Genomic DNA, 14,021 nt, shown 5'->3' with positions numbered 1-14,021 from the left:
AGGTCGCGCCGAGGCGCATCTGCAGGTCCTTGAGTTCGGAGCGCAGGGACTCGCGGAGCTTGGCATCGAGGGCCGATAGCGGCTCATCCATCAGGAACACCTGCGGCTCGCGCACGATGGCACGGCCGATGGACACGCGCTGCATTTCGCCGCCGGAGAGCCGATCGGTCTTGCGATCGAGCAGGTGGCCGATGCGCAGGGTCTTGCTGGCATAATCGATGCGCTGGTCGATATCGGCCTGCGACATGTTCCGCACCTGCGAACGCAGCGGAAAAGCCAGGTTGTCCCGCACGCTGAGGCGCGGATAGAGCGAATACTGCTGCAGCACCAGCGCGGTGTCCCGCTCGGCCGGACCCCAGTCGTTGACATTGGCCTCGTTGAAATGGATCGAGCCGCTGGTTGGTTTTTCCAGCCCCGCAATCATGCGCAGCGTCGTGGTCTTGCCGGCGCCGGTGGGGCCGAGCAGGGCGAAGAATTCGCCATCGGCCACATCGATGCTCAGGTTGTCGACGGCGACATGCTGCCCGAAGGTTTTGGTGACGTTTTCGAGACGGATACGGGCCATGTTACTCGCCTAGCCTGATGTCGAGCGAGGCGCCCGATTTGGTGTCAAAGAAATGCGCCTGCGCCGGATCGATCCGGGCCCAGACCCGGTCGCCGGCTTTGCCAATAAAGCCGGACGTGGTGCGGGCGCGCAGGGTCTTTTCGCCGACTTTGAGGTCGACAATATCAAAGCCACCGAACGGTTGAATGATATGCGCCACCACCGGCCTGTAGCCCGGCTGGTCATTGTGGCTGACTAGAACCCCCTCCGGACGGACCCCGAGCGACAGGTCGGCGGCGGCCTTTTTCTGCTCCAGCATGCCCAGCAGATCGAGGGGCAGGTCGAACCGGGCGCTGTCCAGCTCGATCTGGGCATTGCCATTGGCTTCGCTGACCTTGGTGGCCGAGATATTCATCACGGGCGAACCGATGAACTGCGCCACGAACAGGTTGGCGGGATGCAGATAGACCTCGGTGGGCGTGCCCACCTGCTGCAGCATGCCGTCGTGCATCACCACGATGCGGTCGGCCAGTGACATGGCCTCGACCTGATCATGGGTGACGTAGATCGAGGTCGAGCCGTTTTCGAGGTGCAGGCGCTTCAGTTCCAGCCGCATGGTTTCGCGCAGCTTCGCGTCGAGCGAGCCGATCGGTTCGTCCAACAGCAGGGCCTTGGGCCGGCGCACCAGTGCGCGGCCGATGGCAACGCGCTGCATGTCGCCACCCGAAAGCGACGACGGCCGAGACTTGAGCAGATGCAGGATGCCCAGCGACTGGCCGACTGATTTCACGATGCTGTCGATCTGGTCCTTGCTGGTGCCGACGGCGCGCAGCGGGAAGGCCAGGTTCTCGTACACGGTGAAATGCGGATAGAGCGCATAGTTCTGGAACACGAAGGCGATATCGCGATCCGCCGCCCGCAGGTTCTGGATCGGCTTGCCATCCAGCAGGATATCGCCGGAGTCGATTTCTTCCAGCCCGGCAATGGCCCGCAGCGTGGTGGTCTTGCCGCAGCCCGAAGGGCCGAGGAACACCACGAATTCCTTGTCCTTGACCGTCAGGTTGACGTTTTTGATGACGTGGACGAGGCCGAAATGCTTTTCAACATTACGCAGTTCGATCTCAGCCATGGGGGATGACCTCCGGCTGCTTGGCGGTTTCGGCGACCGGCATATGCGCCGCGACGTTAAAGCCGATCAGCCCGAGCAGCATGATCAACACGCTCCAGGCGTGCAGCACGGCAATCCACGGTTGGCACAGCGAGACGATGCCGAACACCATCAAAAAGATCGCCAGGCGTTCTAGGGTCTTCTGGTTCATTTGCGGATCGCTCCGAAGCTCATGCCGCGCAGCAGATGGTTACGCAGGAGGAAGGTGAAAATGGCGACCGGCAGCAGGAACAGGACAGTGCCGGCAGCGATAACCGTCCAGTCCTGCAGCCCGGTGCCAACCTGGCTGGGAATGAACGGTGGCGCGGTCTGGGCCCGGCGATTGGTCAGGATCAGCGCAAACGCATATTCGTTCCACGCGGTTATGAAGCAGAACACGGCGGTGGCCGCGATCCCGGTCGCCGCCTCGGGCAGCACGACCTTGAAAAACGCCTGCATCCGCGTGTAGCCGTCAACCAGTGCGGCCTCTTCGTATTCCTTGGGGATTTCGTCGATGAAACCCTTCATCAGCCAGACCGCGAACGACACGTTAAAGGCGGTGTAGAGGATGATCAGGCCGATATGGGTGTCGTTCAGGCCCACCGCCCGGTACATCAGGAACATCGGGATCGCCACCACGATAGGGGGCAGCATGCGGGTGGAGAGGATGAAGAACAGCAGATCTGCCTCCCCCTTCACCCGGAAGCGCGAGAACCCGTAGGCGGTGATCGTGCCCAGCGACACCGCCAGCAGCGTCGAGGTGATCGAGATGATCAACGAGTTGACGAACCGGTCCGGATAGGCGGAAAAAACCACGTCGCCATTGCCATCCCGGGCCAGCCGTTCGCCGCCATCGAGCACCAGCTTTTCCCACCAGGGCGCGGCCGCATAAACGGCCGGGTCGACCGGGCCGGTCAGTTGCGCCCGCTTGGTGAACAGCTTCACGAACGGGGTGATCTGCGGCTCGAACACCACCGAAGGCGGGATGGACGTCGCCTGCACCAGCGGCTTGAAGGCGGTCGAGGTAATCCAGTAGATCGGCGACAAAAAGATCAGCGTGATCAGGATCACCGCCGCAACCGCAATGCGGCTGCCAAGGCGTCCGGCGCGCGTGGAAACAACAGCCATCTCTAGCGCTCCTTTGCCTTGTTGAGATACTTCACGTAGATATTGGTGATGCACAGCACCATGATCAGAATGATGTAGGCGAGGGCCGACGACGGGCCCGTCTGCCACTGCTGGAAGGCCATCTTGTAGAGGCGCGACGAGATCAATTCCGCCGCCGGCTGCCCGGTCATGACGAAAGCGATGTCGAAGGTCTTGAACGCCTCCATGGTGCGGAAAATCACCGCGATCAGTAGGATCGGCGCCACCAGCGGCAGGGTGATGCGAAAGAAGGTGTAGAACTTGCCGGCGCGGTCGATCGATGCGGCCTCGTAAAGATGCTTGGGCACGGCGCTCAGCCCGGCCAGCGACAGCAGCATCACGAACGGCGACCACATCCAGATATCGGTGATGGCCACGGCATAAAGCGCCAGCTTGGCGTCGGTCAGCCAGGCCATCTTGCCCAGCCCCAGCGCATAATTGAGAATGCCCCATGAGGGATCGTAGATCAGCTTCCAGAACAGCCCGACAACCACTGGTGAGAGCATCATCGGCAGCATCAAAAGCGTGGTCAGCAGCCCCTTGAACGGCAGCGGCCGGTTGAGCAGCAGGGCCAGCCCGAAACCGACGACGAACTGCCCGGCTACCGACACGATCACATACCACAGCGTGGTCGAGAAAGTCCGCCAGATCACCGGATCGGCCAGCGTGTCGATATAGTTCTTGAAGCCGACAAAATGGATTGGCGCCTTGCTGGAGGCACGGAAGTCGGTGAACGAAAATCCGAGCGAGTACAGCAGCGGAAACACATTGAATACGATCAGGAACAGCACCGTTGGAATGACAAAGACATTCCGGATCGTGGTGTCGCTCCACCCGCGGGACGCAGCGCGCGAGGCCGGGTCGAGCGTGGCAATAAGGTTGGTCAAGTCGTAATCCCCCGATGAGACAAGAGCCGGAGGGAAAATGGCTTCCCCTCCGGACAGGTTTTGTCTGGCGCTACTCGGCTGCGTATCCAGCAGTTTTCAGGCTGTCGACCCAGGTGGTGGTCAGCTTGTCGAGCGTTTCCTTGGCTGTGCCATTGCCGTTCACGACGTAGTCGTAAAGGCCTTGCTGACCCTCATCGAGCAGTTCGGCATATTCAGGCAGGGCCCAGAAGTCGCGGACCTTGAACATGGTTTCGTAGAACGCCTTGTTGTACGGCGTGGCGTTCTGGAACTCGTCCGACTTCAGGATCGCGGCGGCGGCGGTGTAGCCACCGAGCTGAGCCCATTTCTTCTGGGTTTCGTCCTTGACCAGCCAGTCGAGGAACTTCATCGCCTCGTCTTTGTTCTGGCTATACGAGACCAGCGAAATGCCCTGGCCGCCAAGAGCAGCAAAGTCGTCGCCGCGTGGGCCGGGTGGGTTGGCAAAGAAGCCCATATTCTTGGCTTGCGGATTGGTGGCCTCGTTCAGCAGCGATGGGAAGAACGCAAAGAAGTTCATCCCCATGGCGACCTGGCCTTGCGCGATCGCCGTGTTCACTTCGGCGAAGAACGCATTGCCCCAGCCCGGAGGGCCGAAACCGAACAGCTTCTTGTAGTCTTCAAGGCCTTCAACCGACGCGGGCGAGTTCAGCAGACCGCTGACTTTGTAAGTGGCAAAGTCGCCGAGCGAGCCGCCATAGGCGAAGATGAAGTTTTCCACGCCCATCATCAGCGCGTCGCCGGAGCTCTGCGAATAGATGGCGGCGCCGTAACGATTTTCGTCCGGCCGGTTGAAGAATTCGGCGATGTCGACGAGTTCCTTGAGCGTCTTTGGCACGGCAAGGTCGCGGCCGTATTTGGCCTTGAAATTGGCCATTTCGGTCGGATCTTCGAACCAGTCCTTGCGGTAGGCCCAGCCGACGGCGTCGCCTTCCAGCGGCACCGACCAGTAATGGCCCGAACCACCCGGATACTCCGAGTAGTACTTCATCGTGGCGGGCGCCATTGTCTCGGTCAGGTTATGGGCTTTGACGAAGTCCGTCAGTTCCACATAGTGCCCACCGGTCGAAGCGGCACCGAGCCACTGGCTGTCGCCGACGACCAGGTCATAGGCGGAGCCTTGCGAGTTGAACTCGGTGAACGCCTTGGTCTGGAAATCCGGCCATGGCACGGTGTCCACCTTCACGGTAACGCCGGTTTCCTTCTGGTAGTCGTTGACCAGTTCCTGCAGGTAGTTTGCAGGGTCCCATTCAGCCCATAGAATTGTCAGTTCTGTCGCGTACGTCGCCGTACTCGACAGCAGGATCAGGCCAGTCGCGGCCAGAATACCCTTCATGCGCATATTGGTTCCTCCCTTTGCGCTTCTCGTTCCCAGCGACGTTCAGAACGTCGCTTCCTTGCGCCCCTGCTTTGGGGCATTCCGTTTGCATGCATTCTGGCCCGGCCCCTCAGCCTTTGGCCGTTCAGCGCTGCATCCGTTTCTGAAGCCTGGCGGTGATGGTCGCTGTGTTGATTGCCCCGGCGATTGTCGCTCTTGGGCTGCCGCAGTCTGTTCCATCTGGTGTTGCCGTCGCTTCGCTATTCCCTTTCTGCCGTGAGCCGGCCGGAGCCGGGTTATTGAAATTTCCGGCTACGCCGCCGCGTCCTCTATCGCGGCGCGCACCAGCGCTTCGGCGGCCCACTGGGCCACGTAGGTCGTTTCTTCGAAATCAAGCCGCCAGATATCCTGCAGCACCAGCAAGACTTCGAGCCCGTAAACCAGCGACAGCGCCTGTGCCAGTCGATCAAACTGGGTCGGAGACAGCTTATCCTGCAATGGCGCAATGGCAGAACGCAGCAGGGCGATGCGATGCCCGCGGGCAAAGACCGGCTCTGCGTCAGGCTTGCCGGCGACGCCCTGCGCCCAGTTTTCCAGCGAGTGCTTGAGCGCCGCCTTGAAGGTGGCCTCGAACTCATAAATCCGCGGCATCGAGGTATTGAGCAGGTCGGTCACCCGTTCGGCAGCATCTTCGGATGGCGATTGCCACTCCAGGATTGGGCCGAGAGCTTCATCGACAACCGTCTGCACCAGAACCGATTGGCTGGGGAAATACCGGTATGCCGTCGCCCGCGACACTTCTGCCGCCTCGGCAACTTCACTGACGGAGGGCGTATTGCCCTTCTGCATCAAGCCGATTGCCGTCTCCAGCATCAGCCTGGTGGTGCGCGCCCTTGGACCCTTGGGGGCCGCTTCGGCGTCTTCCGAATTTTGAAATGATACTCCCATGCCGAAATGATACGCACATCTCAAAATGCTTTGCAATGGCATCCAATGCCTGCTTATAACTCGCTCAGGGAACCGGGTTGAACCGCTTGTCAAAGGCGGGTCCGGTGGTGGGGAGGCGCGTTTGCAGCGCATCTATGTCATTGGCACTGCTGACACAAAGGGTGATGAACTCGCCTTTCTGGCCGCCCAGGTTCAGGCCGCTGGCGGCACTCCGGTGCTGGTCGATGTCGGCACCACCCGCCCTACGATAGCTGTGGATATTGCCGCCACCACCATCGCCCGGCATGGCGATCAGGCCGCTATCGGCAGCGGCGATCGTGGTATCGCGGTCAAAGCCATGGCCGACGCCTTCGCCAATTTCGTGCCGACGCTGACCGACATCGGCGGCATGGTCGGCATCGGCGGTGGCGGTGGCACCTCGATCGTTACGGCCGGCATGCGCACCATGCCGATCGGCCTGCCCAAGATCGCGGTGTCAACGCTCGCCTCGGGCGATGTCGCGCCCTATGTCGGCGTCTCTGACATCATCATGATGCCCTCGATTACCGATATGGCCGGCCTCAACCGCATCAGCCGGGTGATCCTCACTAACGCCGCCAATGCCATTGTGGCGATGAGCATCAAACCGTTCGTCGGCGCCGCCACCAAGCCCGCCATCGGCCTGACCATGTTCGGGGTGACCACCACCGCGGTGACGCGGGTCGTCGATCTGCTCGGCGACGCCGTAGAGCCACTGGTGTTCCACGCCACCGGCACCGGCGGACGCACCATGGAAAGCCTGGTCGATAGCGGCCTGCTGACCGGGGTGATCGATATCACCACCACCGAAATCGCCGACCTGCTGTTTGGCGGCGTGCTGCCCGCCGGGCCGGACCGGCTCGATTGCATTGCCCGCACCAAAGTGCCCTATGTCGGCTCGCTCGGCGCCTGCGACATGATCAATTTCTGGGCGCCCGAGACGGTTCCGGCCCAGTTCCGCGCCCGGCTGTTTTACCACCACAACGCCAATGTCACGCTGATGCGCACCATCCCCGCCGAATGTGCCGCCATCGGCCGCTGGATTGGCGACAAGCTCAATGCCTGCACTGGCCCGGTGCGGCTGCTGATCCCCGAAGCTGGCGTTTCCGCACTCGATATCGCCGGCGGACAATTTTTCGACCCGGATGCGGATTCGGCCCTATTTTCGGCGCTCGAACAGGTGCTGGTGCCCACGCCGAACCGGCAGGTCATCCGCCTGCCACTCCACATCAACGATCCCAAATTCGCCGAGGCTGCCGTAGCGGCCTGGCGTTCGATAGCATCCTAGGAGAGCCCATGGCTTCGATCCCCCGCAGCACCATCCTGAAGAAATTCCAGCAGATGGTGGCCGAGAAAAAGCCGATCGTCGGTGGCGGCGCCGGCACCGGCATTTCGGCTAAATCCGAGGAAGCGGGCGGCATCGATCTGATCATCATCTATAATTCCGGCCGCTATCGCATGGCCGGGCGCGGTTCTGCTGCCGGGCTGTTGGCCTATGGCAATGCCAACGACATCGTCAAGGACATGGCCCGCGAAGTGCTGCCGGTGGTCAAGCACACCCCGGTGCTGGCCGGGGTAAACGGCACCGACCCTTTCCTGCTGATGCCGCAATTCCTCAGCGAACTCAAAGCCATGGGCTTTTCCGGGGTGCAGAATTTCCCCACCATCGGCCTGTTCGATGGCCAGATGCGGGTGAGCTTTGAGGAAACCGGCATGGGCTATGGGCTTGAGGTCGACATGATCGCCGAGGCCCATCGTCAGGACCTGCTGACCACGCCCTATGTGTTCAACCCCGATGAAGCCACCGCGATGGCCAAGGCTGGCGCCGATATCATCGTTGCCCATATGGGTGTCACCACCGGCGGCGCTATCGGCGCCAAGGCGGCCAAGACGCTGGACCAGTGTATCGCCGAAATCGACGCCATCTCCGCCGCTGCGCTCAAGGTGCGCCAGGATATCATCGTGCTCTGCCATGGCGGGCCGATCTCGATGCCAGATGATGCGAAATACGTGCTGGCGCGCGCCAGGGACTGCCACGGCTTTTACGGCGCCAGCTCGATGGAGCGGTTGCCGGTGGAAGTGGCGATCCGCAGTCAGGTCGAGGAATTCAAATCCATGCCGCTGCGCGGCTAGAACGTCAAGGCAATGCCGCTACGCGGCTGGGGGAGGCAGGAATGGCCGAGAACAACTTCGTTTATCCCAGGGATGTCAGTGCCTTCGGGTTCGATTGGGGCAAGCTGTCGCTGACCTTCGCCCCTGAAGTGAACGGGGCCAAGCGCTTCTCCGGTGGCGTTGTCGATCTGCCGAGCGGGCAGGGGCATTCGCGCCACAACCATCCCGGTGCCGAGGAAATCATCTTCGTGATCTCCGGCGAAGGCACCCAGATGGTCGAGGATGAGGCGGGCAATCCGGTCACCCAGGTGGTGAGCGCCGGCTGCACGGTATTCGTGCCCGAGAGCCGCTTTCACTCCACCCTCAATACCGGCAGCGCGCCGATGCAGCTCTTTGTGGTCTATTCGCCCGCCGGCCCGGAACTGGGCCTGCGCGAATTGCCCGATTTCCGGCTGCTCCCTCCGGGCCAGAAATAACCGCTCCGTTCTAAAACCAGGGGCGGCAGACCTCCCATCTGCGGCTCCATTTCAGATTTCCCTGCTTTTGAGGAATGCAATTTCCCCACACGGGGCATTTACCAGTCGTAAATCTCTATCAATTTAGTCGGGTAATGCTATCGTTTGCTGGTCCAGAAGGGCGCGACGTACATCCAGCACCGGCAACGAAGGGAATACGACGATGATCCATTTCTTCGGAATTTTGCAGCCCGCTTTTCCGCCCAGCGATGGCGACAGCGAAGCCCCGTTCAAGCGCCGCAGCTTTGGCGAGGCGATGTTTAGCAGCGCGCTGGCCGACGAAGCGTTGAGTCCCGCTGAACGCGACAGCCTGGTTCTCGCCGGCAAAGCGCCGATCGGCACCAGTGAACGCGACGCTGAAGATCGGCGCTTCGTCAGAATCGCCTTTCCTCCCTATCTCTAGCAACCGTCCTGATCGTGCCGGTTCCTCACCTGTCGATCAGCTAGGCAATCGTCTGGTGGATCAGCTTAAGCACCGCCGCAGCATCGATCCCGACGCTGACCAATTGGCTCGGATACCCGTCCCACGGCCCCGGCGGGAAGAACTTGCCGTCCGGCTTTTGGATGGTCTGCCCCGTCGCAATGCCTTCGCTGACCACCCGGATCGGGCCGCTGCGATTGGTGAACAGTTCGGGCGCCACCACGTAAACCGCCGCGCAGCTATCGTGTACGAACATGCCGTCATCGACGATGTGCTGGTAAAAATCGATATAGAACTGCGACAGCGCATTGAGAAACCTGACGCGCTCGCCGCCGGTGCGGGCCGTTTCGGCCAACTCGGCGCGGGTCATGATGGTCTGGTGGGTCACATCGAGCCCGATGGCGACCACCTTCCACGCGGCAGTCATCACGATATCGGCGGCTTCCGGATCGCCGATGATATTGGCTTCAGCCACCGGGGAAACATTGCCCGGCACATCGAACGCGCCGCCCATGATCACCACCTGCTTGACCAGCCCGACAATGTCGGGGGCCGCGGCCAGCGCCAGCGCCAGATTGGTCATCCGGCCGACAGCGACGATATTGATCTCGCCCGGATTGGCACGAACCGTATCGATGATGAATTGAAATGCCGGGCGCGGATCGGGTTGCGTCGCCACGCTGTCGGGAACGCCCGCGACATTGCCAAGCCCGTTGTCGCCATGCACGAAGGCCGGTGGCGGCCCTTCCACCCGATCGGGATTGATCGCGTGACCGGCGCCGCGTGCGACGGGCGCCGCGATCTGCCATTTTTCCTTAAGGAACAGCGCATTGCGCGTCGTGGTGGCGATCGTCGCATTGCCGAACACGGTGGTAATGCCGACCAGATCGATTGCCGGATGCTGATGCAGGAACAGCAGCGCCATCGCATCATCGACCCCGGGATCGGTGTCATAAATTACCTTGTGCGCCATGCTCTTACCTTTCGCGTGCAAACCGCCCCTCTACACGAAAAGCCAACGGCTTTGCCAGCCCCAAGCTCATCGCGCCACCCAGTTCAGCCCGCGCCGCAGCATTTCAGCGGCCTGTGGATGCGCCAGTTCCGACGCCACATGGCCCAGTGCGGAATAAAAGATCCGGCCCTGCCCAAACCGCCGCTTGAACGCCACCGGCATCACCACATCGGTGGTAACCGGATCATGCGCACCGCTGAACCGCGTGCTGGCGAGGATGTCAATCGAGGGATCGTAGTGCAGATAATACTGTTCCGAGCGATACTCGAAGTCGCTGATACCGGCCACCAGCGGATCATCTGGCCGGGTGATCTGCACGCGATAGTCGATGATATCGCCGGGAAGGGAAACCCAGCTAACGCCTGTCAGATAGTGAAACGCCCCGCTGTCCTTGAACGAGGTGGTGAGGCAGGCGTGAAACCCGCCCAGCCCCAGGCCCTCGCGCACCATCTGCATCAGGTGGTTGGCATGACCATCGGGCAGCGTCTCGCCGGTAATGATCGGCACCAGCAGAGCGGCATCGGCCAGCGCCGGCGCGGCGAAAATATCGAAATCATTGGTGACCTCGACCGCAAATCCCTCGCGCGCCAGCCGGTCGCCGATGATCTGAGCGCATTGCTCCGGCTCATGCCCGGCGCAGCCGCCCCAGACGATGATGGCCTTGCGCATGCCGGTCAGACCCGCTTGCCCGAAGCGTCGATCACCACTTCGCCGTCTTCCTTGGTGAACGGCCCGATATGTGGATTGGGCAAAATCTCCAGCACCAGCTCCGAAGGACGGCAGAGCCGCACGCCTTTGGGCGTCACTACGAAAGGCCGGTTGAGCAGGATCGGATGGGCGGCAATCGCCGACAGCAATTGCTCGTGGGTCAGCGCCGGATTATCCAGCCCAAGCGCCGAATAAGGCGTGTCTTTCTGCCGGATCGCATCCCGCAGAGTCAGCCCGGCGCGCGAGGCCAGATCGACAATCTCCGGCCCGTCCGGCGGGGTCTTGAGATACTCGATGATCACTGGCTCGACGCCGCTCTGCCGGATCATCGCCAGCGTATTGCGCGACGTGCCGCAATCGGGATTGTGGTAGATCGTGATCATCAAGTTTGGCCCCTTCTGGTAATGTGTTCGATATATGCGACGCCACGGACGTGCGCCGCCACCCGGCTGTCTGCTCATGTGGCCTGTGCGCACTGGCTTCTGCTGCCGCAAGCGCGCTTGACACAAAACTTATGTTTTTCCTCGTCAGCATGGCGATAGTTATGGCCGATGCTATAGCAGGGCTGACGGCACGATAGAACGTGAGGATGGTACGGCATGCGGATTGCAATGGTGGGCGCGGGATACGTTGGTCTGGTCAGCGGCGCGTGCTTTGCTGACTTTGGTCACGATGTCATCTGCGTCGAGCTGGACAAAGACAAGGTTGAACGCCTCAAAAGCGGCGAGATGCCAATTTACGAACCGGGGCTGGCCACATTGGTCGACGCAAACACCAAGGCCGGGCGACTACTGTTTACAACGGATATCGCCGCAGCAGTGGCGGGCGCCGATGTCGTGTTCATAGCCGTTGGTACCCCCTCGCGTCGTGGCGATGGCCATGCTGATCTGAGCTATGTTCACATCGTCGCCCGCGATATCGCTCACGCTATTTCCGGTTTTACCGTCGTGGTCACCAAATCCACTGTGCCGGTCGGTACTGGTGACGACGTTGAGCGCATCATGCATGAAACCCGTCCTGACGCCGATATCGTTGTGGCCTCGAACCCCGAATTTTTGAGGGAGGGCGCAGCGATCGAGGACTTTAAACGACCTGACCGCATCGTGGTTGGCATTGAAGACGAACGGGCCCGCGCCGTGATGAGCGAGGTCTATCGGCCGCTGTATCTCAATAAGGCGCCGATCCAGTTCACCAGTCGCCGCACCGCCGAGCTGATCAAATATGCAGCCAACGCATTCCTGGCGATGAAGATCACTTTCATCAACGAAATCGCCGATCTGTGCGAGGTTACAGGTGGCAATGTGCAGGAGGTGGCGCGTGGCATCGGGCTTGATAACCGGATTGGGGGCAAGTTTCTTAACGCGGGCCCTGGCTTCGGTGGCTCCTGCTTCCCCAAGGATGCGCTGGCGCTGGTCAAGATTGGCCAGGATTACGGCAGTCCGCTGCGTCTGGTTGAAACCACGGTCAGCATCAACGATCAGCGCAAGCGGGCCATGGGGCGCAAGGTCATCAAAGCCTGCGCCGGCGATATCCGCAACAAGACCATTGCGGTACTAGGCTTGACCTTCAAGCCCAATACCGATGATATGCGCGAGGCCCCATCCATTGCCATCATTCAGTCGCTGCATGACGCCGGTGCAAGGGTGCGTGCTTACGATCCTGAAGGCATGCAGGCCGCTCGGGCATTGCTGGGTGATGTTACCTATGGTGCCAGCGCTTATGAAATTGCCGAAGGCGCCGATTGTCTGGTGCTGGTGACCGAATGGAACGCCTTCCGGTCGCTCGATTTTGGGCGGCTCAAGGGACTGATGAAGACGCCAACATTGGTTGACCTGCGCAACGTCTATCGTCGCCCCGAAGTCGAGGCGCATGGCTTCGCTTATCACAGCGTTGGCCGCCCGGCTGCTGATGGCACGGTTTAGGCGCTCCGGATTACTTTCCTTGCGGTTTGGGTTCCCTTTCAGAGGGACGTTCTCTCCCAGTCGCGGCAAACTCCGCCGATGCCCGGACGACAAGGGCGAATGAACATGGAGGGAATATGAGGGTTGAGGAGCGTCGCCGCGCTGAACTCTGAGCGGCGAAGGCGCGTGGCCGAGTAGGCTGGGCATTGACCCATAGAGCTGATTTGCGTCGCAGGGAGTCATATCGGTTCAGCCGTTGGTGAAGCGTTGGTAGATTGGCATTGGTCGGCTTCTAAGTAGCTGAAAATAAGGTCTTTTCAAAAAATTGCCGAACTTAAAACAAATTGACGACTGCGTCGATCTCGCTGCTATATATGGAAAATAACTAATGAATATAAGTGCGCTGAGGAGTGTATTGAGCCAGAATTTTAGAGTTAAAATTGGTATTTATATGCATCAAAATTCAGTCAAAAGCCTGGTGTTCAAGTCAGAGTGCTTTCAATAATTTTGAAGATACTAAGCCTTGGCTCGGCACTGATCATTATTATCATGATCGTGCCGCTGAGAACGTTGGCCCCGTTCTTTCTGTGCCGCACAATATCGGCACCGTGTTGGCGCAAACCGCCGTGTTCGCCACACTGGCCCTGGCCAATATGTGGTGATCGTGGCGCGCGGTATCGATCTGTCGGTGGGGTCCTGTATAGCCTCTTGCACGGTCGTTGGCGCGTCGGTCTTCCACGCCCTGCCGGTCTCGACCCGGCGCTGGCGTCGTCGTCGTCATCATTTCCACGATTTTGACCGACGCCCTGGTCGGTACCGTTAACCGCACGGTCTAGGTCTATAGCCGGCTACCGCATCCGTTCATCATCACGCTGGCAACGCTGGGCATCTGCAAGGGCCTCGCCTACGAGCTGTCGCATAGCCAGAAAATCACGGGCGTGGCACCGGATGTGCAGTTCTTCGGCCGTACGCAGATCCTAGGCTTGCCGATTTCCGCCTATGTGGTGGCAGTCATCGCGCTGATCCTGCTCGGCGGACACCAGTTGATTTGGGGACGCTGGATTTACGCCGTGGGCGGCAATCCTGCAGCCGCCGTCCGCTCGGGCATCTGCGCCGCCGTCGCTGCTGTCATCGTGGCGGGTCGCGCTAATTCGGGTTCTGGTTTGCTGGGTAATCGGGGTGTGGTGCAGGGGCAGGGCGGTGCGGTGGTTTCCACCGCCGCTGGCCGCGTCAATGCCAAGGCGGTGCTGGTCTGCGGCAACGCTTATCTGGGCAACGTGGTGCCCGAACTGACCGCGCGCGTCATGC

The 14,021-nt window shown here is 60.8% G+C and carries 15 protein-coding genes and 1 pseudogene; 6 read left to right on the top strand and 10 right to left on the bottom strand.

Annotated elements, in window-relative coordinates; genetic code table 11:
* From ABIT12_RS06115 to ABIT12_RS06085, 7 genes are all read right to left on the bottom strand, one after another.
* Positions 1-565: ATP-binding cassette domain-containing protein (locus ABIT12_RS06115; protein WP_348045421.1), on the bottom strand; the 565-nt coding region annotated here is incomplete at its 3' end.
* Position 566: 1 nt separating this feature from the next.
* The gene (locus tag ABIT12_RS06110) at positions 567-1,673 is read right to left on the bottom strand and encodes an ABC transporter ATP-binding protein (protein WP_348045419.1); all 1,107 of its coding nucleotides are present in this window, start codon (positions 1,671-1,673) and stop codon (positions 567-569) included.
* Entirely contained in the window at positions 1,666-1,863 is a 198-nt protein-coding gene (locus ABIT12_RS06105; protein ID WP_348045417.1) for a hypothetical protein, read from the bottom strand. The genes ABIT12_RS06110 and ABIT12_RS06105 overlap by 8 nt, the downstream gene beginning before the upstream one ends.
* Positions 1,860-2,819: a carbohydrate ABC transporter permease gene (locus tag ABIT12_RS06100; protein ID WP_348045415.1), complete on the bottom strand. Its 960-nt coding sequence runs from the start codon at positions 2,817-2,819 to the stop codon at positions 1,860-1,862. Before ABIT12_RS06100 ends, ABIT12_RS06105 begins: the two co-directional genes overlap by 4 nt.
* Before the next feature lie 2 nt (positions 2,820-2,821).
* Positions 2,822-3,724 carry a sugar ABC transporter permease gene (locus ABIT12_RS06095; RefSeq protein ID WP_348045413.1) on the bottom strand — a complete coding sequence of 301 codons (903 nt, stop codon included), beginning with the start codon at positions 3,722-3,724 and terminating at the stop codon, positions 2,822-2,824.
* A 70-nt stretch (positions 3,725-3,794) separates the two neighbouring features.
* Entirely contained in the window at positions 3,795-5,102 is a 1,308-nt protein-coding gene (locus ABIT12_RS06090) for an extracellular solute-binding protein (RefSeq protein ID WP_348045411.1), read from the bottom strand.
* Positions 5,103-5,390: 288 nt separating this feature from the next.
* The gene (locus ABIT12_RS06085) at positions 5,391-6,026 is read right to left on the bottom strand and encodes a TetR/AcrR family transcriptional regulator (RefSeq protein ID WP_348045409.1); all 636 of its coding nucleotides are present in this window, start codon (positions 6,024-6,026) and stop codon (positions 5,391-5,393) included.
* A gap of 121 nt (positions 6,027-6,147) precedes the next feature.
* On the opposite strand from ABIT12_RS06085, the gene ABIT12_RS06080 reads away from it, so the two are divergent.
* The 4 genes from ABIT12_RS06080 (at position 6,148) to ABIT12_RS06065 (ending at position 9,074) form a co-directional block, all read left to right on the top strand.
* Positions 6,148-7,332, top strand: coding sequence for a Tm-1-like ATP-binding domain-containing protein (locus ABIT12_RS06080; protein WP_348045407.1), 1,185 nt, complete (start codon positions 6,148-6,150; stop codon positions 7,330-7,332).
* An 8-nt stretch (positions 7,333-7,340) separates the two neighbouring features.
* Entirely contained in the window at positions 7,341-8,177 is an 837-nt protein-coding gene (locus ABIT12_RS06075) for a phosphoenolpyruvate hydrolase family protein (RefSeq protein WP_348045405.1), read from the top strand.
* A 41-nt stretch (positions 8,178-8,218) separates the two neighbouring features.
* Complete coding sequence (locus ABIT12_RS06070) at positions 8,219-8,632, top strand: cupin domain-containing protein (RefSeq protein ID WP_348045403.1); 414 nt, start codon at positions 8,219-8,221, stop codon at positions 8,630-8,632.
* 202 nt (positions 8,633-8,834) lie between these two features.
* Entirely contained in the window at positions 8,835-9,074 is a 240-nt protein-coding gene (locus ABIT12_RS06065) for a hypothetical protein (protein ID WP_348045401.1), read from the top strand.
* Between the two features lie 40 nt (positions 9,075-9,114).
* Here the strand turns inward: ABIT12_RS06065 and ABIT12_RS06060 are convergent, their stop codons facing one another.
* The 3 genes from ABIT12_RS06060 to arsC form a co-directional block, all read right to left on the bottom strand.
* Positions 9,115-10,065: a nucleoside hydrolase gene (locus ABIT12_RS06060; protein ID WP_348045399.1), complete on the bottom strand. Its 951-nt coding sequence runs from the start codon at positions 10,063-10,065 to the stop codon at positions 9,115-9,117.
* 66 nt (positions 10,066-10,131) lie between these two features.
* On the bottom strand, positions 10,132-10,773 hold the full coding sequence (locus ABIT12_RS06055; RefSeq protein ID WP_348045397.1) for a ThuA domain-containing protein: 642 nt from the start codon (positions 10,771-10,773) through the stop codon (positions 10,132-10,134).
* Positions 10,774-10,778: 5 nt separating this feature from the next.
* Complete coding sequence (gene arsC / locus ABIT12_RS06050) at positions 10,779-11,198, bottom strand: arsenate reductase (glutaredoxin) (RefSeq protein WP_348045395.1); 420 nt, start codon at positions 11,196-11,198, stop codon at positions 10,779-10,781.
* Positions 11,199-11,411: 213 nt separating this feature from the next.
* Here arsC and ABIT12_RS06045 point away from each other — a divergent pair, with 213 nt between their 5' ends.
* Complete coding sequence (locus ABIT12_RS06045) at positions 11,412-12,734, top strand: UDP-glucose/GDP-mannose dehydrogenase family protein (RefSeq protein ID WP_348045393.1); 1,323 nt, start codon at positions 11,412-11,414, stop codon at positions 12,732-12,734.
* Between the two features lie 917 nt (positions 12,735-13,651).
* Positions 13,652-14,021: pseudogene (locus tag ABIT12_RS06040) on the top strand (hypothetical protein); the annotation flags it as partial.

This window comes from Devosia sp. (genome assembly GCF_039927955.1).
Taxonomy (GTDB): Bacteria; Pseudomonadota; Alphaproteobacteria; order Rhizobiales; family Devosiaceae; genus Devosia.
The sequence above is the reverse complement of the archived record's forward strand: the minus strand, read 5'-3'. Positions and strand labels throughout refer to the sequence as shown.

Coding starts and splice junctions, on each gene's coding strand:
- ABIT12_RS06045 (WP_348045393.1), top strand. CDS start 11,412: ATGCGGATTGCAATGGTGGGCGCGGGATACGTTGGTCTGGTCAGCGGC.
- ABIT12_RS06060 (WP_348045399.1), bottom strand. CDS start 10,065: ATGGCGCACAAGGTAATTTATGACACCGATCCCGGGGTCGATGATGCG.
- ABIT12_RS06055 (WP_348045397.1), bottom strand. CDS start 10,773: ATGCGCAAGGCCATCATCGTCTGGGGCGGCTGCGCCGGGCATGAGCCG.
- ABIT12_RS06105 (WP_348045417.1), bottom strand. CDS start 1,863: ATGAACCAGAAGACCCTAGAACGCCTGGCGATCTTTTTGATGGTGTTC.
- ABIT12_RS06090 (WP_348045411.1), bottom strand. CDS start 5,102: ATGCGCATGAAGGGTATTCTGGCCGCGACTGGCCTGATCCTGCTGTCG.
- ABIT12_RS06100 (WP_348045415.1), bottom strand. CDS start 2,819: ATGGCTGTTGTTTCCACGCGCGCCGGACGCCTTGGCAGCCGCATTGCG.
- ABIT12_RS06085 (WP_348045409.1), bottom strand. CDS start 6,026: ATGGGAGTATCATTTCAAAATTCGGAAGACGCCGAAGCGGCCCCCAAG.
- ABIT12_RS06110 (WP_348045419.1), bottom strand. CDS start 1,673: ATGGCTGAGATCGAACTGCGTAATGTTGAAAAGCATTTCGGCCTCGTC.
- ABIT12_RS06070 (WP_348045403.1), top strand. CDS start 8,219: ATGGCCGAGAACAACTTCGTTTATCCCAGGGATGTCAGTGCCTTCGGG.
- ABIT12_RS06075 (WP_348045405.1), top strand. CDS start 7,341: ATGGCTTCGATCCCCCGCAGCACCATCCTGAAGAAATTCCAGCAGATG.
- ABIT12_RS06065 (WP_348045401.1), top strand. CDS start 8,835: ATGATCCATTTCTTCGGAATTTTGCAGCCCGCTTTTCCGCCCAGCGAT.